Annotated in this window: 24 protein-coding genes; 12 read left to right on the top strand and 12 right to left on the bottom strand. The window is 74.1% G+C overall.

The features are described 5' to 3' along the window. The first annotated feature begins 8 nt into the window (after positions 1-8). From KB893_RS13405 to KB893_RS13390, 4 genes are all read left to right on the top strand, one after another. A complete protein-coding gene (locus KB893_RS13405) occupies positions 9-1,436 on the top strand; it encodes an NAD-dependent succinate-semialdehyde dehydrogenase (RefSeq protein ID WP_211925104.1) in 1,428 nt (475 codons plus the stop codon). A gap of 31 nt (positions 1,437-1,467) precedes the next feature. Then, on the top strand, positions 1,468-1,971 hold the full coding sequence (locus KB893_RS13400; RefSeq protein WP_211925103.1) for a hypothetical protein: 504 nt from the start codon (positions 1,468-1,470) through the stop codon (positions 1,969-1,971). Then, entirely contained in the window at positions 1,968-3,311 is a 1,344-nt protein-coding gene (locus tag KB893_RS13395) for a class-II fumarase/aspartase family protein (RefSeq protein ID WP_211925102.1), read from the top strand. Before KB893_RS13400 ends, KB893_RS13395 begins: the two co-directional genes overlap by 4 nt. Before the next feature lie 368 nt (positions 3,312-3,679). Continuing rightward, positions 3,680-4,435 (top strand): SDR family NAD(P)-dependent oxidoreductase, encoded by a 756-nt coding sequence (locus tag KB893_RS13390; protein WP_246505659.1) that lies wholly within the window; start codon positions 3,680-3,682, stop codon positions 4,433-4,435. Positions 4,436-4,471: 36 nt separating this feature from the next. Here the strand turns inward: KB893_RS13390 and hglS are convergent, their stop codons facing one another. The 4 genes from hglS to KB893_RS13370 all read right to left on the bottom strand — a co-directional run bounded on the left by hglS (position 4,472) and on the right by KB893_RS13370 (position 8,620). Then, the gene (gene hglS, locus KB893_RS13385) at positions 4,472-5,842 is read right to left on the bottom strand and encodes a 2-oxoadipate dioxygenase/decarboxylase HglS (protein WP_211925100.1); all 1,371 of its coding nucleotides are present in this window, start codon (positions 5,840-5,842) and stop codon (positions 4,472-4,474) included. Between the two features lie 93 nt (positions 5,843-5,935). Continuing rightward, entirely contained in the window at positions 5,936-6,760 is an 825-nt protein-coding gene (gene queF, locus KB893_RS13380; protein WP_211925099.1) for an NADPH-dependent 7-cyano-7-deazaguanine reductase QueF, read from the bottom strand. Between the two features lie 25 nt (positions 6,761-6,785). After that, entirely contained in the window at positions 6,786-8,165 is a 1,380-nt protein-coding gene (locus KB893_RS13375) for an FAD-containing oxidoreductase (protein ID WP_211925098.1), read from the bottom strand. Continuing rightward, a complete protein-coding gene (locus tag KB893_RS13370; RefSeq protein ID WP_211925097.1) occupies positions 8,162-8,620 on the bottom strand; it encodes a DUF4126 family protein in 459 nt (152 codons plus the stop codon). The genes KB893_RS13375 and KB893_RS13370 overlap by 4 nt, the downstream gene beginning before the upstream one ends. Positions 8,621-8,852: 232 nt before the next feature. On the opposite strand from KB893_RS13370, the gene KB893_RS13365 reads away from it, so the two are divergent. Then, complete coding sequence (locus tag KB893_RS13365) at positions 8,853-9,548, top strand: dienelactone hydrolase family protein (RefSeq protein WP_211925096.1); 696 nt, start codon at positions 8,853-8,855, stop codon at positions 9,546-9,548. A gap of 64 nt (positions 9,549-9,612) precedes the next feature. Here KB893_RS13365 and KB893_RS13360 read toward each other — a convergent pair whose 3' ends face one another. Beyond that, positions 9,613-10,014: a DoxX family protein gene (locus KB893_RS13360; RefSeq protein ID WP_211925095.1), complete on the bottom strand. Its 402-nt coding sequence runs from the start codon at positions 10,012-10,014 to the stop codon at positions 9,613-9,615. A gap of 28 nt (positions 10,015-10,042) precedes the next feature. Further along, the gene (locus KB893_RS13355; RefSeq protein WP_211925094.1) at positions 10,043-10,753 is read right to left on the bottom strand and encodes a pirin family protein; all 711 of its coding nucleotides are present in this window, start codon (positions 10,751-10,753) and stop codon (positions 10,043-10,045) included. A gap of 148 nt (positions 10,754-10,901) precedes the next feature. Between KB893_RS13355 and KB893_RS13350 the strand changes: the two genes are divergently transcribed. Beyond that, a complete protein-coding gene (locus tag KB893_RS13350; protein ID WP_211925115.1) occupies positions 10,902-11,810 on the top strand; it encodes a LysR substrate-binding domain-containing protein in 909 nt (302 codons plus the stop codon). Here the strand turns inward: KB893_RS13350 and KB893_RS13345 are convergent. From KB893_RS13345 to KB893_RS13335, 3 genes are read right to left on the bottom strand one after another with little or no spacing between them, the layout of a single operon-like run. Continuing rightward, positions 11,794-12,738 (bottom strand): rhodanese-like domain-containing protein, encoded by a 945-nt coding sequence (locus KB893_RS13345; RefSeq protein ID WP_211925093.1) that lies wholly within the window; start codon positions 12,736-12,738, stop codon positions 11,794-11,796. The two genes, KB893_RS13350 and KB893_RS13345, sit on opposite strands and share 17 nt — an antisense overlap. A 44-nt stretch (positions 12,739-12,782) precedes the next feature. Further along, positions 12,783-13,406: a response regulator gene (locus tag KB893_RS13340; protein WP_211925092.1), complete on the bottom strand. Its 624-nt coding sequence runs from the start codon at positions 13,404-13,406 to the stop codon at positions 12,783-12,785. Then, positions 13,403-14,326, bottom strand: coding sequence for a sensor histidine kinase (locus KB893_RS13335; RefSeq protein ID WP_211925091.1), 924 nt, complete (start codon positions 14,324-14,326; stop codon positions 13,403-13,405). The genes KB893_RS13340 and KB893_RS13335 overlap by 4 nt, the downstream gene beginning before the upstream one ends. Before the next feature lie 459 nt (positions 14,327-14,785). Here KB893_RS13335 and KB893_RS13330 point away from each other — a divergent pair, with 459 nt between their 5' ends. Then, positions 14,786-15,103 carry a helix-turn-helix transcriptional regulator gene (locus KB893_RS13330; RefSeq protein WP_211925090.1) on the top strand — a complete coding sequence of 106 codons (318 nt, stop codon included), beginning with the start codon at positions 14,786-14,788 and terminating at the stop codon, positions 15,101-15,103. A gap of 84 nt (positions 15,104-15,187) precedes the next feature. Here the strand turns inward: KB893_RS13330 and KB893_RS13325 are convergent, their stop codons facing one another. Further along, complete coding sequence (locus tag KB893_RS13325; protein ID WP_211925089.1) at positions 15,188-16,084, bottom strand: LysR family transcriptional regulator; 897 nt, start codon at positions 16,082-16,084, stop codon at positions 15,188-15,190. A 155-nt stretch (positions 16,085-16,239) separates the two neighbouring features. Here KB893_RS13325 and KB893_RS13320 point away from each other — a divergent pair, with 155 nt between their 5' ends. The 5 genes from KB893_RS13320 (at position 16,240) to KB893_RS13300 (ending at position 21,743) form a co-directional block, all read left to right on the top strand. Then, complete coding sequence (locus KB893_RS13320) at positions 16,240-16,893, top strand: hydrolase (RefSeq protein WP_211925088.1); 654 nt, start codon at positions 16,240-16,242, stop codon at positions 16,891-16,893. Between the two features lie 196 nt (positions 16,894-17,089). Continuing rightward, entirely contained in the window at positions 17,090-17,647 is a 558-nt protein-coding gene (locus KB893_RS13315) for a helix-turn-helix transcriptional regulator (protein WP_211925087.1), read from the top strand. A 14-nt stretch (positions 17,648-17,661) separates the two neighbouring features. After that, positions 17,662-18,165, top strand: coding sequence for a DoxX family protein (locus tag KB893_RS13310; RefSeq protein WP_211925086.1), 504 nt, complete (start codon positions 17,662-17,664; stop codon positions 18,163-18,165). A 91-nt stretch (positions 18,166-18,256) separates the two neighbouring features. Continuing rightward, on the top strand, positions 18,257-20,104 hold the full coding sequence (locus tag KB893_RS13305) for an amidohydrolase (protein ID WP_211925114.1): 1,848 nt from the start codon (positions 18,257-18,259) through the stop codon (positions 20,102-20,104). A gap of 10 nt (positions 20,105-20,114) precedes the next feature. Continuing rightward, a complete protein-coding gene (locus KB893_RS13300; RefSeq protein ID WP_211925085.1) occupies positions 20,115-21,743 on the top strand; it encodes an MFS transporter in 1,629 nt (542 codons plus the stop codon). 10 nt (positions 21,744-21,753) lie between these two features. On the opposite strand, the gene KB893_RS13295 is transcribed toward KB893_RS13300, so the two are convergent. Together KB893_RS13295 and KB893_RS13290 are read right to left on the bottom strand one after the other, a co-directional pair. Further along, positions 21,754-24,654, bottom strand: a complete 2,901-nt coding sequence (locus KB893_RS13295; RefSeq protein ID WP_211925084.1) for a diguanylate cyclase — start codon at positions 24,652-24,654, stop codon at positions 21,754-21,756. 170 nt (positions 24,655-24,824) lie between these two features. After that, a complete protein-coding gene (locus KB893_RS13290) occupies positions 24,825-25,823 on the bottom strand; it encodes a ribonucleotide-diphosphate reductase subunit beta (protein WP_211925113.1) in 999 nt (332 codons plus the stop codon). Between the last annotated feature and the right edge of the window lie 194 nt (positions 25,824-26,017).

Raw genomic sequence — 26,017 nt, 5'->3', positions numbered from 1 at the left:
ACGACGCCATGTCGAGCATGTTCCGGCTGTTGATCGGGGGCAGGCACCGTGAGGGGAGCCGGCTGGACGCGGCCGCCGTGCACAACCCTGCCACCGGCGAGTGCATCGGCGACGTCGCCTGTGCGACCGTCGACGACGTCGACGAGGCCGTGGCACTCGCCGCCCACGGACTGGCGGTGTGGCGGGCGGTGCCGCCGTGGGAGCGCGGCCGCATCCTCGGGCACGCGGCCGACCTGCTGCGCCGCGACGCTGACAGGATTGCGCGCACCCTCACCCTCGAGCAGGGCAAGCCCCTGGCCGAGGCGCACGAGGAGGTCGAGCGTGCGGCCGACTTCATCGAGTGGGGCGGCGAGCAGGCGCGCCGGATCAGCGGGCGCGTCGTGCCGGGTCGGCACGCGTCGCAGCGGGTGGAGATCCAGCCGCATCCCATCGGCGTGGTCGCGGCGTTCACGCCCTGGAACGTCCCGCTGGCGCTCGCGGCGAAGAAGTTCGCCGGTGCCCTCGGCGCCGGCTGCGCGATCGTGTGCAAGCCGTCGCAGGAGACGCCAGGCTGCGTGCTGGCGCTCGCGCAGGCGCTGCTGGAGGCCGGCGTACCCGCTCAGGCCATCGCGATCCTGTTCGGCGATGCCGGCATGATCTCGCAGCGTCTCATCGACGCCCGCGCGGTGGGCAAGATCACCTTCACCGGCTCCATCGCGGTCGGCAAGCAGCTTGCGGCGGCCGCCGGTGCGGCGATGAAGCCAGTCACGATGGAGCTGGGCGGACATGCCCCGGTCATCGTCTGCGGCGACGTCGATCCCGAGCGCGCCGCCGATGTCCTGGTCGCGGCCAAGTACAAGAACGCGGGCCAGATCTGCCTGTGCCCGTCGCGCTTCTTCGTCGAGGCGCGCATCGCCGAACGCTTCACCGCGCGTTTCGTCGCGCACGCCGCGGCGCTCCGCGTCGGCGACGGCCTCGCGCCCGCCACGCAGATGGGGCCGCTGGCCAACGCCCGCCGGCTGGAGGCCGTGGCCCAGCTGGTCGACGACGCCCGGTCGCGGGGCGCCGAGGTCGCCACGGGCGGGCGGCGTCTCGGCACGCGCGGCAATTTCTACGCGCCGACGGTGCTGACCAGGGTCCCGGCGCAGGCGGCCGTGCTCGACGAGGAGCCGTTCGGCCCCCTCGCGCCGATCCTTCCCTTCAGCGACGAGGCCGAGATGCTGTCCTGCGCCAACCGCATCGAGTTCGGCCTGTCGGCCTATGTGTTCACACACGATGCGCAGCGCCAGCGGCGGCTGGTCGATGCACTCGAGTACGGCGCGGTGGCCATCAACGGCGCGCTCGTGCACCAGGCAGAGGCGCCACTCGGCGGCTGGAAGGAGAGCGGCATCGGCACCGAGGGCGGGATCGAGATTCTCGAGCCGTACCAGACCACCAAGCACCTCGCGCTGGACTGAGCCTGCGTCCGTCGCGTCCACCGGAGTCCCCATGAGCGCCCTGCTCCAGAACGCGAGCCTGCCCCTGTCCTTCATCGCCGGTCCGGCCATCCTCGCCAATGCCTGCGCGATCCTGCAGAACGGCGTCGCCCTGCGGCACAGCCTGGCCGTCGCCCAGTGGCGCGAGCTCAGCGCGTGGCGGTCCACGACCGATCCGAGGCTTCCTGCACTCTATGCCGATCCGGTGCAGGTGCTCGTCATCGCGCGGCGGCGCCTCCGCCTGCAGTTGCGCCAGACCGAGATGCTGCTGGTCGCCGCCTGTCTGTTCGGCCTGACCAGCCTCATCGCTGTCGTCGGCTCGTCCGGGGCCCTCTCGGGCGACGGCCCGGTCATCGCGGCCTTCGTCGTCGCGCTGCTCACGACCGGCGGGCTGGGGCTGGCGCTGATGGTCGCGGTCAGCGCCTGCTTCGTCGTCGAGAGCCTGTGCGCCCGGCGGATGATCCGGCTGCACGCGATGCTCGACGCACCGCTGGACGGCGCGGCGCCGCTGCCATGAGCGCGGTATCGCTGGTGGACTCGCCGCTGTTCGGCGACAGCCTGGTGGATGCAGGGATGCGCGCGGTCTTCGGATCCGATGCCTTCGTCCGGCGCTGCGTCGAGGTGGAGGTCGCGCTGGCCGCGGCGCAGGCGCGGCTCGGCATCGTTCCCGAGGCGGCGGCCGAGGGCATCGCGCGGGCGGCGGCGCACCACGTCTTCGACATGGAGCGGCTGCGCCACGAGACGGCGCTGGTCGGTTATCCCGTCCTGCCCATCGTCGAGCAGCTCGCCGATGCCGCGGAGGACGCCGGGCGCCACCTGCACTGGGGCGCCACCACGCAGGACGTGATGGACACCGCGCGCGTGCTGCAGGTGCGCGAGGCGCTGGGCCTGGTCGAGAACCGACTGGACGACACCATCGACGCACTGCGGGCACTGGCGGCTGCGCACCGGCAGACGCCCATGGCAGGGCGCACGCACCTCCAGCACGCGCTGCCGATCACCTTCGGCTACAAGGCCGCGGTGTGGCTGAGCGGGCTGGTGCGCCACCGTGAGCGCCTGACGCAGGCCAGGCCGCGGGTGCTGGTCGTGCAGCTGTCCGGCGCATCCGGCACCCTGGCCTCGTTGGGCGACGCTGGCCTGGCGGTGCAGGCGGAACTGGCGCGTGACCTCGGGCTCGGGGTAGCGGACATCACCTGGCACGCCGCGCGCGACGGCATGGCCGAGGTGGTCCAGCTGCTGGCCATGATCTGCGGAAGCCTGGGCAAGATCGCATTCGACGTGTCGGTGATGATGACCACCGAACTCGGCGAGGTGGCCGAGCCGTATGTGCGGCACCGTGGCGCGTCCAGCACCATGCCGCAGAAGCGCAACCCGATCTCCTGCGAGCTGATCCTGGCGTGCGCACGGATGGTGCGGCAGCACGCAGGCCTCATGCTCGACGCGCTGGTGCACGACTTCGAACGCGCCACCGGTGCCTGGCACCTGGAGTGGAGCGCGCTGCCGGAGAGCTTTGCGCTGGCGTCGGGTGCGCTGGCGCAGGCGGCCTTCCTGCTGTCGGGACTCGAGGTCGACGCGGCGCGGATGCGCGCGAATCTGGACGCCTCGCGCGGCCTCATCGTCGCCGAAGCGGTGATGATGGCCCTGGCGCCACTGACCGGGCGCCAGGCGGCGCACGACCTGGTGTATGCCGGCTGCCGCCGTGCCGTGGAGTCGGGGCAGTCGCTGTTCGAGGCGCTCTCGAAGATGCAGGAGGTCGCCGTGCCGCTGGGCCTGGAGCGGCTGCGCGCGCTCACCGACCCCGCGCACTACCTCGGCAGCGCCCCGGCCATGGTCGACCGCATGCTCGCGCGCTGCTGACCGCCGGCAGCGGCCGGGCGATCGACAGACGCATCCCCACCGCCACCGCGCATGCCGCGGTGGCGTCCGTGGGTCGGTAACACCCGCACTCCGGATCGGCGGCCCGCGGCCAGGTCCCGCACCCGACGCAGGACCCATGGAACCGCTCCTGCTGCCGCCCGCGCAGTGGCCGCGCGGAACTTCGCATCCCGCGCTCCGGGCCGCCACTGCCGTGCCGGCCAGCATGCATGGGCGGCGGATCGCGGCGGTGCCGGATCGCCACCGGAGGAATGAGCAAGAACACCCGAGGAAGCAGCAACCCCGGGCCAAGGCACCGGCCGATGCTGGTCCTGTCGCAACGACACCACCTCATCCCGAAGGAGCCCAGCATGACCACCATCTCTCTCGTCACCGGCGCCAGCCGCGGCCTCGGCCGCAACACCGCCCTGAGCATCGCCCGCAACGGGGGCGACGTGATCCTGACCTACCGCAGCGGCGAAGCCGAGGCGCGCGAGGTCGTCCGCCAGATCGAGGCCCTCGGCCGGCGGGCCGTCGCCCTGCCGCTGGACGCCGGCGACGTGCCGACGTTCGCGGCGTTCGCCGGGCAGGTCGGCGCGACGCTGCGGGAGGCGTGGGGGCGCGACACCTTCGACCACCTGGTCAACAACGCGGGCCACGGCGAGATGGCCGCCTTCGCGGAGACGACGGTGGCGCAGTTCGACGCGCTGTTCGACGTCCACGTCAGGGGCGTGTTCTTCCTCACCCAGGCGCTGCTGCCCCTGCTCGCCGACGGCGGACGCATCGTCAACCTGTCGTCGGGGCTGACCCGCGTCACCCATCCCGGCTTCTCGGCCTACTGCGCGGCCAAGGGCGCGGTCGAGATCCTCAGCGTGTGCCTGGCCCGCGAACTCGGCAGTCGCGGCATCACCGTCAACACCGTGGCGCCCGGCGCGATCGAGACCGACTTCCTCGGCGGCGCCGTGCGCGACATCCCGGACCTCAACGCGCAGTTCGCCGGCATGATCGCGCTCGGACGGGTCGGCGTGCCCGACGATATCGGTCCGATGATCGCCGGCCTGCTCGGACCGGCCAACCGCTGGATCACCGGTCAGCGCATCGAGGTCTCGGGAGGCCAGGTCATCTGAGCGGCCGCCCGCGGCCGCTGGCGCGGCGCAGCGGCGTCAGCCGAGCGCCGCGCGGACCGCGGCGATGGAGTCGTCCTGCAGGGCCTGGTACAGCGCGAACTCGTCGGCCACCGCGGCGCCGAGCGCGGCCTCGAACGCGGCGCGGTTGGCGTTGGCGGCGTAGGCCTTCTGCTCGCCGCCGCCGAGGTTGGACTGGAAGATCCCGGCCGCGCTGACCGGCAGGAAGTCCTCGTAGACGATGGGATCGGCGACCACCAGGCCGCGCGCCACCAACTCGTCGAGCGTCGTGTCGCGAGCGACCGTGCCCGCCGCCGCGCGCCCGGCCGCGGTGAGCTCGTAGCGGAAGTAGCCCAGACCCTCGCGGCGCAGCGCGTCCGCGTCGTCGGGGAGGGCGGCGAAGACCTCCTCCAGCCGCGCGGCGTAGCCGGCGTCGGTGCTGCCGCTGTCGGCGCGCGCTTCGGCCAGCAAAGCGTCGTAGCGGGCGCGGCCGGCGGGAGTGAGCGCGAGCCCGCGCTGTTCGATCTCGCCGAAGCGCGCGGTGTGCGTGCCGGGCGTGCGGCCGTCGCCGTCGAGGAACAGGATCGGCTCCTCCAGCGCCTTGAAGCTGGTCTGCCGCAGCAGGATCGGCACCCGGCGCCGCGGCGGGCCCTCGATCACCGCCTTGGCGGCGATCCCGCGCGCCGGCATCGCCGCCTGCGCGGCGTCGATGTCGAGCGTGCGCGGGGTCAGGTGGTTGATGTGCGGGCCCCTGAAGCAAACCACGTCGGCGATCAGGCGGTGCGCTGCGGCCAGCGCGCGGTAGGTCTCGGCGTCGACGGTCGCCTCGCCGTGCCAGCGGAACGTCTCCAGCGCCTCGGCGACGAAGGCGTCCGCCTCGTCCGCGGTCAGCCCGCCGGCATCCGCGTGCCGCTGGATCAGGCGCCGCACCCGGTCGGTGAAGATGTCGCGGCGGGCGAGGATGGCCTCGGCGCGCGCGCGCAGCGCGGCGTCCTCGATCAGCTCCAGGCGCAGCAGCGAGGTGAACACACGGAACGGATTGGCCGCCAGCGCCGCCGCCTCGACCGGCCGGAACGCGGTCGAATGCACCGGCACGCCGGCGACGGAGAGGTCGTAGTAGCCGACCGGGACCATGCCCATCACCGCGAACAGCCGGCGCAGGGTGGCGAGCTCGGCGGCGGTGCCGACGCGGATCGCGCCGTGGCGCTCGAGGTCGATCCGCGCGAGTTCGTCGTTGCGCGCCAGCCGCGCCGCGAGCGCCGGGTCCGCCGCGCGCGTGGCCGCGTTGACCTCGGCCACCAGCTCCACCAGCGTGCCGTACTGCGGCACCTCGCTGCGGTACATCTCCGACATCGCGCGCGCGAAGCGGGCGCGGATTTCGTCGGGGCTGACGAAGGCGGTGGCGGTCATCGGTCCTCTCTCGCGAAACATCCGGCGCGGCCGGATCGGATGGAGCATTGTCGCGCCGCGGCCGCTCCGCGACGAGGCGCGCCGCAGCCTCCGCTACTGGCGCGCGCCGCGCGGGTTCGGCGGCCTGGCGTCCCCGCTGCTCCGCCAGGGATTGATGTCGAGCCCGCCGCGGCGCGTGTAGCGCGCGAAGACGCTCAGCCGCGTCGGCGCGCAGCGTGCGTGGAGGTCGGCGTACATCCGTTCCACGCACTGCTCGTGGAAGTCGCAGTGCTCGCGGAACGAGACCACGTAGCGCAGCAGGCCGGCGCGGTCGATGCGGGGGCCGGCGTAGCGGACCTGCACGCTGGCCCAGTCCGGCTGCCCGGTGACCGGGCAGTTGGACTTCAGCAGGTGCGACACCAGGGTCTCCTCGACCACGTCGTCCGCATCGGCGGCCAGGAACTCCGGCCGCGGCGGCGCGTAGTGGTCGATGTCGATGTCCTGGTCGTCGATCGATTCGCCCTCCGGCTCGGCCAGCGCCAGCGCGCCGAAGCGCGAGGCCGGCACCAGGGTCACCTCGACCGCGCCGCCGGCGGCGGCGGAGAGGTCGCGCGCCAGGGTCTCGCGCACCGCCTCCTCGCCGTCGAAGGCGTGCGCGTTGAGCGAATTCAGGTACAGCTTGAAGCTCTTGGACTCGATCAGGTGGCTGCTGTCGGCGGGCACGCGGAACTCGGCCATGGCGACCACCGGCCTGCCGCGCGGCGTGCGCCAGGACAGCTCGTAGGCGTTCCAGATGTCGACCCCGCGCATGCCGGCGAGCACGCCGCGGTCGAGCGCCGCGCGGCCCTCCGCGCGCGGGATCGGAAACAGCAGCGAGGGGTCGTAGCGGGTGGGGTAGGCCGTGGCGCGGCCGAGCCCGGAGTCGTGGGGCGAGGACATCCGCGGATTCTAGCGGCCGCGCCGCTCACTCCGCGGGCTGCAGGTCGCCGAGCAGGGTGGGGATCAGCTCCGACACGGTCGGGTGGATCGGCATCGCGCGCTGCAGCGCGGTGTAGGGCAGGCCCGCGTTCATCACGTCGAGCAGGCCGTGGATCGCCTCGTCGCCGCCGGTGCCGAGGATGGCCGCGCCGAGGATGCGGCCGCTTCCGGCGTCGACGGTGACCTTCATCAGCCCCTGCGTCTCGCCCTTCTCGACCGCACGACCGACCCGCGACATCGGCCGCGTGGCGATGCGCAGCGGACGCCCGGTCGCGCGCGCCTCGGCCTCGGTCAGGCCGGCGCGGCCCAGCGGCGGGTCGATGAACAGCGCGTAGGCCGGCACCCGAGCGGCGAGGCTGCGGTCGCCGCCGTCGAGCAGGTTCGCGGCGACGATCTCGAAGTCGTCGTAGGCGGTGTGGGTGAACGCGCCGTGGCCGTTGCACTCGCCCAGCGCCCAGATGCCGGGCGCGCTGGTGGCGAGGCGGTCGTCGACGGTGATGTAGCCGCGCGCATCGATGGCCACGCCGGCGGCGTCGAGGCCGAGGTCGTCGGTGTTGGGGCGGCGGCCCATCGCCAGCAGCACGTGGCTGCCCACGACCTCCGGCGCGCCCGTCTCGCAGTCGACGCCGACCGCCACGCCATCGGCATGCGGCGCGAAGCGGATGCATTCGGCGCCGGTGCGGACCGCGACGCCCTCGGCCTCGAGGATCGCGCGCACCTCCGCGGAGATGTCCGGGTCCTCGCGCCCGATCAGGCGCGGCCCCTTCTCGATCACCGTGACCTCGGCGCCGAAGCGCCGGTACATCTGCGCGAACTCCAGCCCGATGTAGCTGCCGCCGACCACCACCAGGTGCCGCGGCAGCGTATCGAGCGCGAGGATCCCGCTGTTGGTCAGGGTCGGCACCTGGTCGATGCCGGGCAGCGCCGGCACCGCTGCGCGGCCGCCGACGTCGATGAAGATCCGCGGCGCGGTGAGGCGCTGGTCGCCCACGCGCACGGTGCGTGCGTCCTCGAAGCGCGCATGACCCTGCACGACGGTGCAGCCGGGCAGCCCGCGCAGCCAGCGCTCGAGACCTTCGCGCGCGGTGCCGGCGACGCTGTCGGCGCGCGCCTTGACCCGGCGCATGTCGACGCGGACTCCACCCTCCACCTCGACGCCCCAGTCCGCCGCGCGGCGGGCGACCCAGGCGGCGCGCGCGCTGGCGACCAGGGTCTTGGTCGGCATGCAGCCGGTGTTGACGCAGGTGCCGCCGAACAGCTTGCGTTCGATCACCGCCACCGTCATGCCCGCCGCGCCGAGGCGCCCGGCCAGCGCTGGGCCGGCCTGGCCCGCGCCGATCACGATGGCGTCGAAGGCCCGGCTCATGCTGCGGCCACGACCAGCAGGGCCAGCACCAGCGCGACCGCGTCCTCGACCAGTGCCGCCGGCAGGTCGCGGCGGAAGCCCGCGGCCAGCCGCGCGCGCAGTGCGCGCCCGCCGAAGGTGCCGGCCACCGCACCGAGCGCGCCGGCGCCCAGGCCGGCGACCCAGATGCCCGCGTCCGCGCCCAGTGCCGCGCCGGCCAGTGCGCCGGCGAGCACGCGCGTGCCGAACTGCAGCGGCACCGTGCGGCTGGGCGTCGACGGCAGGGTGTCGCTGACCAGCTCGCCCAGCGCCAGCGCGGTGAGGATCCACGCGCTCGCCGGGTGCGCGAGCCACGCCAGCCAGCTGCCGGCGAGGTCGAGTGCGCCCGCCTGCGCGGCCCAGGCCACCACCGCCAGTGGCAGCAGCGCCCGCAGCCCAGCGGCGAGACCGATGAGTAGCGCGAGGACAAGACCCATGGCGACGGCTCCGGTGGCGGGTTCGCACAAGCATGCGCTCAGGCGTGCCGGCGCGCGCGGAGCCCGTCGAGGACGGTGCGCCGGCGGATCGGCCCGTGCGGAGGCTGCACCGGCGGGCGGGGCCGGGCTTGCACGGCCGTGCCTTGCGCAAGGCGATGCAAGCGTGGCTTTCCGGGGCTGGCGCATGGTCGCCGCTCCGCGTCGCCCGCGACGCCCGCCGAGGCTGGACCGCATGGGCTCGATGATCCGCATCGCCGGCGCCGACGGCGCCTTCGGCGCCTGGCTGGCGCAGCCCGGGGGGCGGCCGCGCGCCGCCATCGTGGTGGTCCAGGAGATCTTCGGCATCAACGACGATCTGCGTGAAACCTGCGCGCGCCTGGCCGACGAGGGCTTCCTCGCGCTGTGCCCGGACCTGTTCTGGCGCCTCGCGCCGGGCATCGAACTCTCGCACCTCGACGAGGCGGACTGGCAGCGTGCGCTGGGCTACTACCGCGCGTTCGACTTCGATGCGGGCGTGGCCGACATCGCGGCCACCGTCGCGCATGCGCGGACGCTGCTGGGCGCGGGCGGCAGGGTCGGCGTCATGGGCTTCTGCCTGGGCGGACTGATGACCTTCCTCGCCGCCGCGCGCATCCCGGTCGACGCCGCGGTCGCCTACTACGGCGGCGGGACCGAAGCCCGCCTCGACGAGGCCGACGGCATCCGCGCGCCGCTGCTGATGCACCTGGCGGAGGCCGACGAGTTCATCCCGCCGCCGGCGCGCGCGGCGATCGTGGCGGCGCTGGCCGGCCGCGCCGACGTGGAGGTCCACACCTACCCCGGCTGCCGCCATGCCTTCGCCCGCAACGGCGGCGCGCACTACGACGCGGCGGCGGCGACGCTGGCCAATGCGCGCACCGACGCCTTCCTGCGCGCGCACCTGGGCTGAGCGGGGGCCACTGCCGGAACGACTCCGCGGCACGCCGCCGCGTGCCGCGGGCGACGGCGCTGCCTCAGCCGGCCTTCGCCGGGGCCGTCCGCGTCGCCTCCTGGCGCAGCACCAGCAGCATGCCGCCGAGGATCGCCGCGTTCTTGAGGAAGCTGGTCAGCTCGGTCTGGTAGCTCTCGGCCCCGGCGTTCCAGAAGGCGTGGAACAGCAGCGTGGTCGGCACCAGGAACACGGCCAGCGCCGCGGCCGCCCAGCGCGGGCGCACGCCCAGCACCAGCATCGCGCCGGCGACCGTCTCCAGCGCGATGGTCGCCACCAGCAGCGCCGGCGCGACCGGCAGGCCGGCCGCGGCCATCCAGCCGGCGACCGCGTCGAAGCCGGCGATCTTGCCGAGCCCGGACACGAGGAACAGCAGCCCGAGCAGCGCACGGCCGACGGGATAGGTGGCGGTATGGACATGTCTCATGATCGTGACTCCTCGAAGTTGGACGGACTCAGGCGCCGTCGGCGGGCAGGTCGAACAGCAGCACTTCGCTGTCGCGGGCCTCGGCGAGCGCAACGGTCTCGGTGCCGGTGACGGTGATGGCGTCGCCCTCCGCCAGCGGCTGGCCGTCGACCGTCACCCGTCCGCGGATCACGTGGACGTAGGCGGTGCGGCCGCTGCCCAGGGCGTGCTCGACGCGGTCGTCGCCGTCGAGGATCGCCGCGTACAGGCGTGCGTCCTGGTGGATCGTCACCGAACCGTCGGCGCCGTCCGGCGAGGCGATCAGGCGCAGCCGCCCGCGCTTGGAGGCGGCGTCGAAATGCGCCTCCTCGTAGCCCGGGGCGATGCCGCGCGCGGCCGGCTCGATCCAGATCTGCAGGAAGTGCACCGGTTCGCTCGCCGAGTGGTTGAACTCGCTGTGCTCGACGCCGCTGCCGGCACTCATGCGCTGCACGTCGCCGTAGCGGATCACCGAGCCGTTGCCGAGGCTGTCGCGGTGCTCCAGCGCGCCGTCGAGCACGTAGGAGACGATCTCCATGTCGCGGTGGCCGTGGGTGCCGAAGCCCTGGCCCGGCTGCACGCGGTCCTCGTTGATCACCCGCAGCGGGCCCACGCCCATGTGCCGCGGATCGAAGTAGCCGCCGAAGGAGAAGGTGTGGCGCGAGCTCAGCCAGCCGTGCTCGGCGCGGCCCCGGCTCTGGCTCCTGCGGATGGTGTTCATGGCGATCTCCTGGTTGGATATGCGATGGTTTCGATGATCGGACCCGACCGCCGCCGTGGCGCCGAATCCCGATGGAGCGCACTATCCGCCTTGCCCCGCCGCTCCGGAAGCGAAGGTTCTTGCCTCCAATGATCGAGAATTTCGAATGATGCGGATCAGCCTGGATGCCCTGCAGGTGGTCGACGCCATCGACCGCCGCGGCTCCTTCGCCGCCGCCGGGCGCGAGCTGCACAAGGTGCCCTCGACCATCTCCTACCTCGTCGGTCGGCTGGAGGAGGACCTGGGCGTGCAGGTGTTCGAGCGCCAGGGGCCGCGGGTGGCGCTGACCGCGGCCGGGCAGGAACTGCTGCGCGAGGGCCGCTACGTGCTCAAGGCCGCGCAGGACCTCGAGCACCGCGTGCGTCGCGTCGCCTCCGGCTGGGAGACGGAATTCGCCATCGGCATGGACTCCATGCTCGACGTCGCCGCCCTGCGCGCCGACATCGCCGCGTTCTATGCAATCGCCGACCGCACCCGCCTGCGCATCGCCCAGGAGGCGGTGTCGGGGACCTGGGAGGCGCTGCTCGACCGCCGCGTCGACCTGCTGGTCGGCGCGGTCGGCGAAGGGCCTTCGGGCGGCGGCTACGTCGCCGAGGCGATGGGACGCATCGATTGGGTGTTCGCGGTGGCGCCGACGCATCCGCTGGCGGTCGCACCGATGCCGCTGGAGCGCGGCGTGCTGGCGCGCTTCCGTGCGGTGGCGGTGGCCGATTCGGCGCGCCGGCTGCTGCCGCGCACCGTCGGTCTCGCCTTCGGCCAGGACGTGCTGACCGTGCCGGGCATGCGCAGCAAGCTGCGCCTGCAGGTCGAGGGCCTGGGCTTCGGCTTCCTGCCCGAGCACCTGGCGCGGCCGGAGATCGAGGCCGGGCGGCTGGTCGAGCGCGAGGTCGCCGAACCCAAGCCCGCCGAGACCGCCTGGCTCGCCTGGCGCAGCGGCGAGGAGGGCCAGGCGCTGGCCTGGTGGCGCGCGCGCATGCGCGCGGCGGGGACGCTGGCGCGGCTCATCGCTCCGGAGTGAGCGGGCCGGCGGCCTCGCGCGCCACCCGGTAGCCCGCCGCGGCCCAGCCGGCGAAGCCGCCGTTGAGCGGCCGCACGCGGCGGAAACCCGCCCGCCGCAGCGCCTGCGCGAGCAGCGCGGCCGAGGCCTCGTCTGGGCAGTCGCAATAGACCACCACCTCCTCGGCCACGTGGGTGCGGGCGTCCTCGACGGTGGCCGCGAACACCGCGCCCGGGATCCAGCCGCTGGCCGCGCGCGCGGCGGCCGGACGCACGTCCAGGACCACCGGCGGCGGATCGGCGGCGAGCAGGCGGTTGAGCTCCTCGCTGCTGATCCGCGCCATCCTGAGCTGGCGCAGGAACCAGCGCCGCCGGATCCACTTCACCGCGAGGAAGCCGGCCACCGTGGCGGCGAGCACGACGACGCCCCAGCGGCCGAGCTCCTCGATCCGCAGCAGCACCTCGCGCACCGCCTCGTGGAACAGCGCGCCCAGCGCCACCGCGAGGCCGGCCCACAGCAGCGCGCCGAGCGCGTCGAACAGCAGGAAGCGCGGCAGCCGCGTGCCGCTGTCGCCGGCCAGGGTGGTGCCCACCGCGGCCAGGCCCGGCACGAACTTGGCGATCACCAGCGCCGGCGCGCCGTAGCGCGCGTACACGCCGCGCGTGGTCAGCACGCAGGATTCCGGCGACAGCGAGACCCGGCACATCAGCCGCAGCAGGCGTGCGCCGAAGCGGCGGCCGCCGAAGTACCAGGCGCCATCGGCCAGCAGCGCGGCGAGCACGGCGGCGAGGACGATCGGCCACAGCGGCTGGCCGGCATCGGTCGCGAGCGCGGCGGCGACCACGATCATCGGGTAGGACGGCAGCGGCAGTCCGCCCTGGTCGGCCAGCACCCACAGGAACACCACGGTCAGGCCGTAGCTGGCGAGGAGGGCCTGCAGGGCGTCCATGGCGGGGCGGAACGGGAGCGACCGGGAGCAGCGGCGCGCCGCGCTCAGACCTCGAAGATCCCGCGCTTGAGCGCGATGGTGACCGCGTGGGTGCGGTCGCGTGCGGCGAGCTTGGAGAGGATGTGCTTCATGTGCGCCTTGACCGTCTCCTCGGAGATCGCCAGCTGCACGGCGATGGCCTTGTTGGCGTTGCCGGTCGCGACCCGGCGCAGGACCTCGACCTCGCGCGCGGTCAGCGCGTCGTCGCCGGCGTGCTCGGCGATCTCGGTGGCGATCTCCGGCGGGATCCGGCGACGCCCGGCGTGGACCTGGCGGATGGTCTCGACCAGCTCCCGGCGCAGCATGCTCTTGAGCAGGTAGCCGGAGGCGCCGGCCTTGACCGCACGCAGGGCCTGCACGTCGCCGCGGTAGGTGGTCAGCACCACGATGCGCGCGGCGGCGTCGAGCGCGCGGATCGCGGCGATGGCCTCGATGCCGCCCATCTGCGGCATCTGCAGGTCCATCAGGGTCACGTCGGGCCGATGCGCGGCGTACTGCACCAGCGCCTCGCGGCCGTCGCCGGCCTCGGCCACCAGCCGCATGTCGGGCTGGCCGTCGATGACTGCCGCCAGGCCCTCGCGCAGCATCGGGTGGTCGTCGACCGCCAGGATCCGGATCGGGGAATTCATGGTCCTTCGCCTCCTCGTCGCCGCCACGGCCAGCGCCAGCGCGCGCGCCGTGGCGCGTAGGCGCGCGCTGCCGCGACGCGCAGCACGACCTCCGCGCCGCCGTCCGGCTGCGGCTCGACCGCGACCTCGGCGCCGATACGATCCGCGTCCGCGCGCAACCCGGCAAGTGCGTCGGCGGCCACCGCGCCGGCACGCACGCGCACCCGCAGCGCCTCGGGCGCGTGCTCGACGCGCAGCCGCACCGTGCGGCCGTCGCTGCGCTGGAAGGCGGCGATCAGGGCGTCGCGGCCGATGCGCAGGCAGGCGTCGCGGACCGCCGGCTCCAGCGCCCGCGCCCGGCCGCGGGCCGCATGCCGGAAGCGCACCGCGCCGTCCTGGGCCAGCTCCTCGCCCACGGCCACCAGCCCGGCGACCAGGCCCGACGCCGCCGCCTGCGTGCGGAGCAGCTGGCGGGCGCGGTCGCGGCTGGCCACCAGGACCTCCTCGGCGCGGTCCAGGGCCTGCTCCAGGCGCCGGCGCAGCGGGTCGTCGGCCGGGATGCGGTCGGCCGCGGCCTGGATGCCGAGCAGCACGCCCTGGATGTCCTGCAGCAGCGCGTCGTGGAGCGCCCGCGCCGCGCGCTCGCGCTCGGCCTCCTGGCCATGTCGATGGCGCCGGCGGCGGGTGCGCAGGTGTTCGCGCAGCGCCAGCGCGAGCCAGGGCAGGGCCAGCGCCAGCAGGGCGAGCAGGCCCAGCCAGCGCGCGCCGGCGTCGCCCGCCGCGGCCGAGGCGCGCGGCATCCAGTTGCCGGCGGCGGCGAGCGCCAGCACCGGGAGCGGCCAGCGCTCCGGCGCTGCGGTGTGCGCGCCCGCGACGGCCGCCCGCGCGCGGCGGCCGCACGGACGTCCGCCTTCGTCGATGCCTCGTGCTGGCGCAGTCATGGGATCGCGGGTCCTCGCTGCGCGATGCAGCGGGTCTAGATAGGCCACCGGGCCTGCCCGCGAATCACCCGGAAGGGTGAAGACAGCGCGCGCGGCCGCCCGCGCTGCGGCGTGAACGTCCTGTGATCCCCCGAACGGGGGATCTGCGACCTGCGCGAATCGGGGTGTCGTGGCCGCAGGCCTTCGCCCGAGCATGGAACCCGTCCCGAGTGCGTCGTCCGGCCGCCCCCGCGGTCGCCGAGGCCGACCTGTTCCGGCCTCAGCGCAGCTCGCCCAGCCGGGGAACCTGCCATGTACAGCGCCACCGTCCCGTCCGCGCGACCCGTCCTCCCGCCTGCGTGGCTCCCGTCGTCCGGCACCCGGGCCGCGGCGTCCATCGCGCCGGCCGCCGCGCCGGTTCCGGGCCCGGCCCCGGGGCTCGGTCGCGCCGCGCTCGAGCGCGTGCTGCGGCATGTCGACATGCATCTGGGCGGCCCGGTCACGCTGGCCGAGCTCGCCGCGGCGGCCTGCATGAGCCGCTTCCACTTCGCCCGCCGGTTTCGCCAGAGCACCGGCGAGAGCCCGATGCAGTACGTGATGCGGCGGCGCATCGAATGCGCCATGCCGATGCTCGCCGACTCCGCGCGCAGCGTGGCGGCGATCGCGCTGGAACTGGGGTTCTTCGACCAGAGCCACTTCACCCGCAGCTTCCGGCGCCTGGTCGGCATGGCGCCGCGCGACTACCGTCGCCGGTATCCGGCGCCGGGCGCGCGGTCGGCAGAGGGGGCCGGGGGCTGAGGGTCGCGGCGTCGCGACTGCGGGCGGCACCGGCACGCGCTGCAGGTCGCAGCATCCAGCCACGGGTCTCGGCGCGCGGGGTCTTCAGCGTCCGGAGGCGGCTGCCAGCTCCGGCACCTCCGCGAAGCATTCGAGCAGCAGGTCGGTCAGGACGCTGACCTTCCGCACCGGGTGCGGGCTGGGTGGACGCACCACGTAGATGCCCGCCGAGGGCGGCGGATGGCACGTCATGACCGGAACGAGCGCGCCCGAAGCCAGGTGCTCACGGACCAGGCTGTCGGGGAGCCAGGCGATACCGAGTCCCGCCACCGCCGCGGCGACCAGGGCGAGGCCGTTGTCGGCCTTGAAGCGGCCCTGCGGGTGCACCGTGACGACCCGCTCGCCGTCCACGAAGCGCCACGCCTCGGTGCCCTGCATGAGGGCCTGGTGGCCGGCGAGGTCCTCCGGCGTCCCCGGCGCCCCGTGCGCCTCGATGTAGGCCGGGCTGGCGACCAGGACGCCGCGGATCGGCCCGACGCAGCGCGCCAGCAGATTCGAATCCTCGAGATAGCCGACCCGGATCGCGCAGTCGAAGCCTTCCGCGACCAGATCGACGTGGCGGTCGCTGTAGTGGGTGTGGATGTGGAGCTGCGGGTGGCGCCGTGCCATCTCGGCGAACACGGGCGCGAAGTGGCTGGGTCCGAACGAGTGCGGCGCGGCGATCCGCAGACGACCGCACAGCTCGCCCCCGGGCAGGATCGTCTCCCTGGCCTGGTCGATCTCGGCGCAGGCGCGGGCGGCGTGGTCGCGGAACACCGTCCCGGCTTCGGTCACCCCGGAGCCGCGGGTCGTGCGCGCGAGGAGCTGGACGCCGAGTTCCGTCTCGAGCCGGGCCAGCCGCCGGCTGACGATGGACTTGGAGACGCCGAGACGGCGCGCCGCGGGCGAGACCCCTCCGGCATCGGCCACTTCCACGAACGTCCGCAGTTCCTCGATGTCCACGTCGTGCGTTCCCCGTTCTGCGACACAGCTCGGCCCCGGACGGCGCTACCGGACCGCGCACCCGGCTGTCACCGTCTGTGCTCGGTCCGGCGCCGGCTCCGCTGCGAGCCGGCCGGCGATCGATCCTCCCGCAAACGCCAGCATAGGACGCATCCATGACCTTCCGTAACGGCCTCGATTCCCTGCTCCGTCCCGAGGATTCCGTCCTCGTCCTGATCGACCACCAGCCCTACCAGCTCGCCAACCTCAACAGCCACGAGCCGCAGATGGTGGTGAACAACGCGACGGCGCTGGCTAAGGCCGCCAAGGCGTTCGGCGTCCCCACCATCCTGACCAGCGTGATCGCGGAGCGCGGTGGCCTGATCTTTCCGCAGATCACCGACGTGTTTCCGGACCAGGAGGTGATCGACCGCACGTTCATCAACACCTGGGAAGACCCGGCCGTCGTCGATGTCGTCAAGGCGACCGGCCGCAAGCAGCTGGTCATCGCCGGGCTGTGGACCGAGATCTGCGTTGCGATGCCGGTGATCCAGGCGCTGGGAGAGGGCTGGGATGTCACCGCCGTCACCGATGCCTCGGGTGCCGTTTCGGTCGAGGCGCACGAGGTCGCGATCCAGCGCATGGTCCGCGCCGGCGCCAACATGATGACGTGGCTGGCGGTCGCGGCCGAATGGCAGCGCGACTGGGCACGACAGGAGACGGCGATCGCGCTGACCGAGATGATCAAGCAGCACGCCGCCGGCAGCGGCATCGCCTATCTGTGGGAGCAGCAGCTGCTGAATACGCCGGTGCCGGCCGCCGCAGGCTGAGTGGCGTGCGGGCGTCGGAGCCGGGGTGCCTGCGCACCGCCGATCGCCGCTCGGCTACGCCACCGCCCGCCGGTCGCGGGGGAAGGCGCATGCCGCGCAACACCCGGCGCAGCGCGGTGTTCGTCCTGGACCGAGCCGCCACGCGTGCGCGCGGTCGGGCGACCTCGGCAGCCGGCCTGCCGCCCGCAGTGCCGTGATGGAGGTCGCGATGGAGCAGTCGCCGGTTGCGCTGGACGTGGACGTCCGTTCCGACGCTGCGCCGGAAGCGGACGGCGGCGGCGCGCCGGCGCGACGTCCCGGGCTGGCGGGTGCGGCGCTGGCGCGGGTGCTCGCCTACATCGACGGCCATCTCGGCGACGCGATGGGCCTGCCCGAACTCGCCGCGGTGGCACGCATGAGCCGCTTCCATTTCGCGCGCCGGTTTCGCCAGAGCACCGGCGAGAGCCCGATGCGCTACGTGCTGCGCCGGCGCATCGAATGGGCCATGCCGATGCTCGCCGACCCCGCACGCAGCGTGGCGGCGATCGCGCTGGAGCTGGGGTTCTTCGACCAGAGCCACTTCACCCGCAGCTTCCGGCGCCTGGCCGGCATGACGCCGCGCGACTACCGACGCATGTGCCTGAAACGCCGCCGGCCGGCGCGGCGGTCGGCAAGCGCATACAAGCCTGGGGGCGGGGCGAACGCCGACAGTGCGTCCTCGCGTCCCCCGGATGCCCCACCACTGGTTCCCGCACCGCCGCGCGCGGCGTCGTAACGGAAGACATCGACATGGCCGCACATCCGCACCACGACCTCCCGCGGGACGCGTCCGCCGGCGCCAGGCCGCGACCCGCGCTGGCGCAGCCGGCCGGCCTGCTGGTGCTGCGCGGCCTGGCCGGGGCGCTGCTGCTGCCGCACGGACTGGGCAAGCTGCTCGGCTGGTTCGGCGGTCCCGGGCTCGCCGGCTTCGCGCAGGAGCTGCAGGGCTTCGGCCTGCTGCATACCGCGCCGATGCCACTGCTGCTGGCCCTGGTCCAGACCGGCGCCGGCGCCTGCGTCGCCCTCGGACTGTGGACGCGGCGCGCGGCGCTGCTCGGCGCCGCCTTCCTCGCCGTGACCGTGCTCCTCAACCTGCATGGCGGCTGGTTCTGGATGCACGGCGGCATCGAGTACCCGCTGCTGTGGACCGGCGCCCTGCTCGCCGTCGCCCTGCTCGGGCCGGGTGCCTGGTCGCTGGATGCCTGGCGCCGCGCGCGCCACTGCCACGAGATCGGCTATGGCCTCTTCGATTGACCATCCCGGGCGCCGGCGCGTGCTGGCCGGCGCCGCGGCGGGCCTCACCGCGGGCTTCGCCCACCGCGGCTTCGCAAGCGAGCGTCCGAGCATGAGCGACCTGATCATCCACAACGCCCGCGTCACCACGCTCGACCCGGCGCGTCCGGCGGCGACCGCCGTGGCCATCGCCGATGGCCGGGTCGCCGCGGTCGGCGGCGACGCCGAGGTGCTGGCCCTCGCCGGGCCGCGCACGCGGGTGATCGACGCCGGCGGGCGGCGCCTGGTACCGGGTCTCAACGACAGCCACACCCACCTCATCCGCGGCGGGCTGAACTACAACCTCGAGCTGCGCTGGGACGGCGTGCGCAGCCTCGCCGATGCCATGGCCATGCTGCGCGCCCAGGTCGCGCGCACGCCGGCGCCGCAGTGGGTGCGCGTGGTCGGCGGCTTCAGCGAGCACCAGTTCGCCGAGAGGCGGCTGCCGACGCTCGAGGAGATCAACGCCGCGGCGCCGGATACGCCGGTGTTCATCCTGCACCTCTACGACCGCGCCCTGCTCAACCGCGCCGCGCTGCGCGCCACCGGCTACGACAGGAACACTCCGGACCCGCTAGGCGGGCGCATCGAGCGCGACAGGGCAGGCAATCCAACGGGCCTGCTGCTGGCCAGGCCGAACGCGCTGATCCTCTATGCGACGCTGGCAATGGGCCCGAAGCTGCCCGCCGAATACCAGCGCAACTCGACGCGACACTTCATGCGCGAGCTCAACCGGCTCGGCGTGACCTCGGTCATCGACGCCGGCGGCGGCTTCCAAAACTATCCCGACGACTACGCGATCATCCGCCAGCTGCACGCCGACGGCGAACTGACCGTGCGCATCGCCTACAACCTGTTCACCCAGAACGCAGGCGGCGAGCGCGACGACTTCGAGCGCTGGACCGGCATGCTGGCGCCGCGCACCGGCGACGACATGCTCCGCCACAACGGCGCCGGCGAGATGCTGGTGTTCTCGGCGGCGGACTTCGAGGACTTCCGCCAGCCGCGGCCCGAGCTGCCGGCGCCGATGGAGGACGAGCTCGAGGACGTGGTGCGGCTGCTCGCGCAGAAGCGCTGGCCGTTCCGCATCCACGCCACCTACGACGAGAGCATCGAGCGCGTCCTCGACGTCTACGAGAAGGTCGACCGCGACATCCCCTTCGACGGCCTGCACTGGATCCTCGACCACGCCGAGACGATCTCGCCGCGCAACATCGACCGCGTCGCCGCGCTCGGTGGCGGCATCGCGATCCAGCACCGCATGGCGTTCCAGGGCGAGTACTTCGTCGCGCGCTACGGTGCCGAGGCCGCGGCGCACACCCCGCCGGTGCGGCGCATGCTCGACGCCGGCGTCGCGGTCGGCGCCGGCACCGACGCCACCCGCGTGGCGAGCTACAACCCGTGGGTCGCGCTGCACTGGCTGGTCAGCGGGCGCACCGTCGGCGGGCTGGCGCTGTACGGCGACGACAACCGCCTCGAGCGCGAGCAGGCACTGCGGCTGTGGACGCAGGGCAGCGCCTGGTTCTCGACCGAGGACGCGCACAAGGGTCGCATCGCGCCCGGCCAGCTCGGCGACGTGGCGCTGCTGTCGGCGGATTACTTCACGGTGCCGGAGGGCGACATCGCCGACATCACCAGCGTGCTGACCGTGGTCGGCGGGCGCGTGGTGCACGGCACCGGCGGCTTCGCCGCGCACGCGCCGCCGCTGCCGGCGGCGATGCCGGACTGGTCGCCGGTCAACGCCTTCGGCGGCTACCGCGGCGGCACCCTGGCCCAGGCCGGCGCCGCCGTCGCCGGCGCGCATGCGCACGGCGCCGGCTGCCGCGTGCATGGCCATGGCCACGCCGCGCACGCGAACGTGCCCACAGGCGACCTGCGGGGGTTCTGGGGCGCGCTCGGCTGCGCCTGTTTCGCGTTCTGAGGGGGCCGCCATGAGCGCAGCTCCGCAGCCGACGGCGGACACCCCCGACGTGCCGCCCGCCAACTCCGACGGCGGGCCCTGGGCGCCGCTGGCGGTGCCGACCTTCCGCGCGCTGTGGCTGGCGATCCTGGTCGGCAACATCGGCACCTGGGTCAACGACGTCGCCGCCGCCTGGGTCATGGCCGAACGCACCGCCTCGCCGCTGATGGTGGCCGCGGTGCAGTCGGCGACCACCCTGCCGGTGGTGCTGTTCGCCCTGCTCGCCGGCACCCTGGCCGACATCGTCGACCGCCGCCGCTACCTGATCGCGACCCAGCTGTGGATGCTGATGGTGGCCTCGGCGCTGGCCCTGCTGGCGCACCTCGACGCATTGGGCCCGTGGGCGCTGCTGGCGCTGACCTTCGCGCTCGGCACCGGCGCCGCACTGGCGATGCCGGCGCAGGCGGCGACCACGCCGGAACTGGTGCCGCGTCCGCTCCTGGCGCCGGCGGTCGCGCTGGGCTCGGTGAGCATGAACATCGCGCGCTCGATCGGGCCCGCGCTCGGCGGCCTGGTGGTGGCGCAGGCCGGCGCGGCCTGGGCCTTCGCGCTGAACGCGGCGTCCTTCCTCGGCGTGGTGCTGGTGCTGTGGCGCTGGAAGCGCGAGGCGCGGGTGTCGACGCTGCCGCCGGAGCGCTTCGCCGGGGCGCTGCGCGCCGGCCTGCGCTACGCCGGCCAGGCCAGCGCCTTCCGCGCGGTGCTGTGGAAGGCGGCGAGCTTCTTCGTCTTCGCCAGCGCGATGCCGGCGCTGCTGCCGGTGGTGGTGCGCGGCAGCCTCGGCGCCGGCGCGGGCACCTTCGGCGTCCTGCTCGGCTGCATCGGCGTCGGCGCGATCGGCGGCGCCCTGGTGCTGCCGCGGCTGCGCGCGCGCGTCGACCGCGACCGCCTGGTGCTCGCCGCGACCCTGCTGTGCGCGGCGAGCCTGGTCGGCCTCGCCCTGCTGCGCAACGTGCCGGCGCTGGGCCTGGTGCTGCTGGCCAACGGCATGGGCTGGATCAGCGTGCTGTCCTCGCTGCAGATCGCCGTCCAGGGCGCAGTGCCGGCGTGGGTGCGGGCGCGCGCGCTGTCGCTCTACATCGTGGTGTTCTCGCTGGGCATGGCGAGCGGCAGCCTGCTGTGGGGCGCGCTGGCCCAGCGCGCGGGCGTGCCGTGGGCGCTGCTCGCCGCCGCGGCCGGTGCGGTCGTGGCCGCGCTGTGGGCGACGCGCTTCCGCCTGGCCGCGGCCGAGGGCCTGGACGTGGCGCCCTCGGCGCACTGGCCGCAGCCGGCGGTGGCCGCCGGGCATGCCGACGACCACGGCCCGGTGCTGGTGACGGTGGAGTACCGCATCGACGCCGCCGACCGCGCCGAATTCCTCGACCTGGTGCGCACCCTGGGCCGCAGCCGGCGCCGCGACGGCGCGCTCGAATGGCGGCTGTTCGAGGACATGGCCGAGCCCGGCCTGTACCAGGAATCCTTCGTGCTGGGCTCGTGGCTGGAGCACCTGCGCCAGCACGAGCGCGTCACCGGCGAGGAGCGCCGCCTGCAGGCGCGCCTGCACGCCCTGCACCGCGACCCGGCGCCGCCGCGGGTGCGCCACCTCGGCGCCGGCCGCGGCTGAGCCGGCGCGTTCAGTCGGCCGCGGTCTCGGCGACGACGCGGTCGCGGCCGGCGTGCTTGGCGCGGTACAGCGCCGCGTCGGCGCGCCGCAGCAGCGCGGTCGGCGCGTCGCCGGCGCGCAGCCAGGCCACGCCGATCGAGCAGGTGACGCGCAGGCTCTCGCCCTCGATCTCCATCGGGCTGCCGCACACCGCCTCGTGCAGCGCCTGCAGGCGGCCCCCGGCGGGCGCGACCAGGCCCGGCAGGACCACCAGCAGCTCCTCGCCGCCGTAACGGCCGACCGTGTCCGAGCCGCGCATGCGCGCGCTCAGGCGCGCCGCGATCTGCACCAGGACCGCGTCGCCGGCGAGGTGGCCGTGGGTGTCGTTGATGCGCTTGAAGTGATCGAGGTCGATCAGCGCGACCGCCAGCGGCTGCCCGCCCGCCCGCGCCCGCGCGCACTCCTGCTCCAGCGCGGCGAGGATGCCGGCGCGGTTGCGCAGCCCGGTCAGACTGTCGTGCGTGGCCTGCACCTGCAGCGCGGCGCGGGCCTGCTCGAGCGCGCGCTTGTCGTCCTCGAGCTCGCGCGTGCGCGCCGCGACCAGCGCCTCGAGTTCGCGTTCGCGGGTCCTGATCCGGCGCACGCGCCAGCGCCACAGGCCGCCCAGCAGGAGCAGGCCCAGCGCACTCCACGCGGCGAGCGCCGGCGGACTGCGCCACCACGGCGGCGCGATCCGGAACGCGAAGTGCGTCACCCCGGAGCGCAGGCGGCGGCCGAGGTCGATCGCCTGCACCTCGATCACCTGCTGCCCCGACTCGAGCACCGGGAAGTCCAGCGTGCGCGCGCCGGTCTCGATCCAGTCGTCCTGGCGCCCGCGCAGGCGGTAGCGGAAGCGCAGCAGGTCGCTGCCGACGACGCCCGGGGTCGACAGGGTCAGGCGCACCGCCTGCCGGCCCCAGGGCAGCACCGCGCCGTCGTCCAGCGGCTGCCCGCCGCGTTCGGCGCGGGCGATGCGCACCTCGAGCGGGGCGCCGGCGAACAGCGCCTCGGGTTCCAGCACGTGGGTGACGCCGAGCGAGGTCCCTATCCACACCGAGCCGTCGGCATCGGCGAAGAACGCGCCCTCGGAGACGTCGTCGCTGACCAGGCCGCCGGCCTGGCCGAGGTGGGCCCAGCGGCCATCGGCGTGGACGTCGACGCCCATGCTCCCGCCGACCCAGAGCCGGCCGCGCACGTCGTGGCGGATGAAGTACGGCAGGCTCTGCGCCAGCAGCGGATCGTCGACCGCCTCGAGCCGCAGCGCATCGCCGTCGACGCGGCCGCGGAACAGGCCGGCGTTGTCGACGCTGACCCAGAGCACGTCGTCGCTGCCGACCGACAGCTTGTCGAAGCGCTGGCTGGGGACGTCGCCGCTGACGCGGATGCGCGTCCAGCGCCCGTCGGCGTAGCGGAACAGGCCGGGCTTGCCGGCCAGCCACACCCGGCCCGCGGCGTCCTGCATCCCATCGCCGAACCCGACCTCGGGCACGTCCTCGACCCGGCGCGGCGTGCCGTCGCGCAGCGGGTCGTCGATGCGGTACACGCCGCGCAGCGTGCACAGCCACAGGCGCCCGTCGCGGTCGAAGAAGGCGCGCTTGATCCGGTGCGGCAGGGTCGCCACGAGCGCGGTACCGCGGGCGTCGCGGCGCAGCAGCTGGCCGCGGAACAGGGTCACCCACAGCGCCTGGCGCGGTCCGGTGGTGAGCCCGACCACGGTGCGTGCGGGCGTGTCGCCGCCGAGCTGCCAGTCGACCACGCGGCCGGCCGCAGGGTCGATGCGGCCACCGCCGGTGTTGTTGCCGATCAGCATGCGGCCGTCGGCGTCGCGCAGGATCGACCAGGTCGGCGTGCCGGTGAGACCGACCGTGGCGTCCCAGTTCTCGATCCGGCCGTAGCCGAGCCAGCGCAGGACGCCGTGGCCCGGGTAGGCCATCCACAGCTGGCCGTTGCGCCCGCTCGCGAGCGCGGTGGCGGCGCCGTCGGGCAGGCCGTTGCGGGCGTCGAAGACCTGCCAGCGGCCATCCGCCCAGCGCGCCAGGCCGCTGTCGGTGCGGGTGAGGATGCGCCCGGCCGCGTCCTCGACGATGTCGAGGTTGCTGGTGGTGGTGGTGAGCGCGACCGGCAGCGGCCGCTCGGCGAAGGCCGCGGCGCCGGGCTCCAGCACCGCCACGTGCAGGGGGCTGCGCGCCCACAGGCGGCCGCCGCGGTCGCGCAGGAAGTCGGTCCAGGTGTCCGCCGCCACGCCCTGGGCGGGGCCGAAGGTCGCGATCGCACCGTCCTCCGCGCGGCGGCAGATGCCCTCGCCGCAGCCGAACCAGAGCGCGCCGCCGTCGGCATACACCGCGCCCAGGCTGCGCAGCGCGGGCGTCGCGGCCTCGGTGGCGGCGTCGAACAGCGGCCCCGTGCGCCAGCCGCCGGCGCCGTCGGCCACGACCCGCAGCGCGCGCTCGCCGCTGAGCACCACCGCGCCGTCGGCCAGCGCCGCGATGCTGGCGCCGGCATCCGCCGCGAGCCCGCGCCCGTCGACGCCGGCCACGCGCTCGGCGCGCTCGCCGGTCCAGCGATAGAGGTCGGCGGCGCCGCCGATCCACAGCCCGCCGGCGGGGTCCGGCGCGACGTCCAGGATCACCGCATCGCGCAGGCCGCTGGCGGCGTCGATGCGCTCGAAGCGATCGCCGTCGTGCCGGTACAGGCCGCTGTAGGTGCAGACCCAGAGCACCCCGTCGGCATCCTCGGCGAGGCACGAGGCGCTGAGGCTGCGCAGGCCGTCGGCGGTGCCGTAGCCGCGCAGCGGGAACGACTGCGCGGCGACGCCGCCGGCCGCGACCGCGCAGGCCAGCGCCGCCACCGCCAGGCACGCGCGCAGCCGCCGCCGACCAGCCAGGGTCGGCACGGGAAGACGGGCGGGGCCGGGGGATGTACCGGAGCGGGCGGTGGCCATGGACGGCGACCTCGGAGGATCGCCCCGTCATCGGCCGCGCTGGCCGCGACTTGAGTCCGATGCGCGGCGCCGCGGGTGCGGCGCCGGATCGGCGGGCGCGCCAAGGCGCCCGCCGCGTGCGTTCAGAACGCGTGGTCGAAGCCGACCTCGCCCTGCACGCCGACCTGGTAGGCCGACACGCGGCGCTCGAAGAAGTTGGTCAGCTCCTGCATGTCCTGCAGCTCCATGAACGGCAGCGGGTTGCGGACGTTGTAGACCTTCTCCATCCCCAGGCGCTGGAAATGGTTGTCGGCGCAGTGCTGCAGGTACTGGCGCATGTCGCGGGTGGAGATGCCGGCCACGCCGCCGGAGAGCACGTCCTCGGCGAACTGCACCTCGCACTCGATCGCCTCGGCCAGCATGTCGTAGACCTGCTGCTTCATCTCCGCGTCGAACAGGTCCGGCTCCTCGTTGCGCACGGTCTGCACCGCCTCGAAGGCGAAGTCCATGTGCGCGCTCTCGTCGCGGAACACCCAGTTGGTGCCCGAGGCCAGGCCCGGCAGCAGCCCGCGCGAGCGGAAGTAGTAGACGTAGGCGAAGGCGGCGAAGAAGAACAGGCCCTCGATGCAGGCCGCGAAGCAGATCTGGTTGAGCAGGAACTGGCGACGCTGGTCGCGGGTCTCGATGCGGTCGAGGTTCTGGATGGTGTCCATCCACTTGAAGCAGAACTCGGCCTTCTTCTTGATCGACGGGATGTTGTCGACCGCGGCGAAGGCCTTGGTGCGCTCGGCCGGATCCGGCAGGTAGTTGTCGAGCAGGGTCAGGTAGAACTGCACGTGCAGCGCCTCTTCGTAGAGCTGGCGCGACAGGTACATGCGCGCCTCCGGCGCGTTGAGGTGCTGGTACAGGTTCAGCACCAGGTTGTTGGACACGATCGAGTCGCCGGTGGCGAAGAACGCGACCAGCCGATGGATGAGGTGGCGGTCGGCCGGCGTCATCTTCGAGTGCAGGTCGGTGATGTCGATCTGGAAGTTGATCTCCTCCACCGTCCAGGTGTTCTTGATGGCGTTCCGGTACATCTCGTAGAACTGCGGGTAGCGCATCGGGCGCAGGGTCAGCTCGAAGCCCGGATCGAGCAGCATCTGGCGGGCCCGGGGCGCGGGCGAGGAGGCGTGGGACGCGGCGGCGGCCGCGGTCTCGGTGAGGTTGGCGTTCATGGGCGTTACCGGAATGCAGTGGTGTGGCGGAGGCGCAGCCGGGCGGGGCCGACGGCGCTGCGCGGGAGGCGGCGGAAGGTCGTGCGGTGCCGAGGGCCGCAGCCCTCGTTCCCCACTCC

It is taken from the genome of Coralloluteibacterium stylophorae (assembly GCF_018122625.2).
Lineage (GTDB): Bacteria > Pseudomonadota > Gammaproteobacteria > Xanthomonadales > Xanthomonadaceae > Coralloluteibacterium > Coralloluteibacterium stylophorae.
Note: the sequence above shows the minus strand (reverse complement) of the source record. Positions and strands in the feature narration are given on the sequence as shown.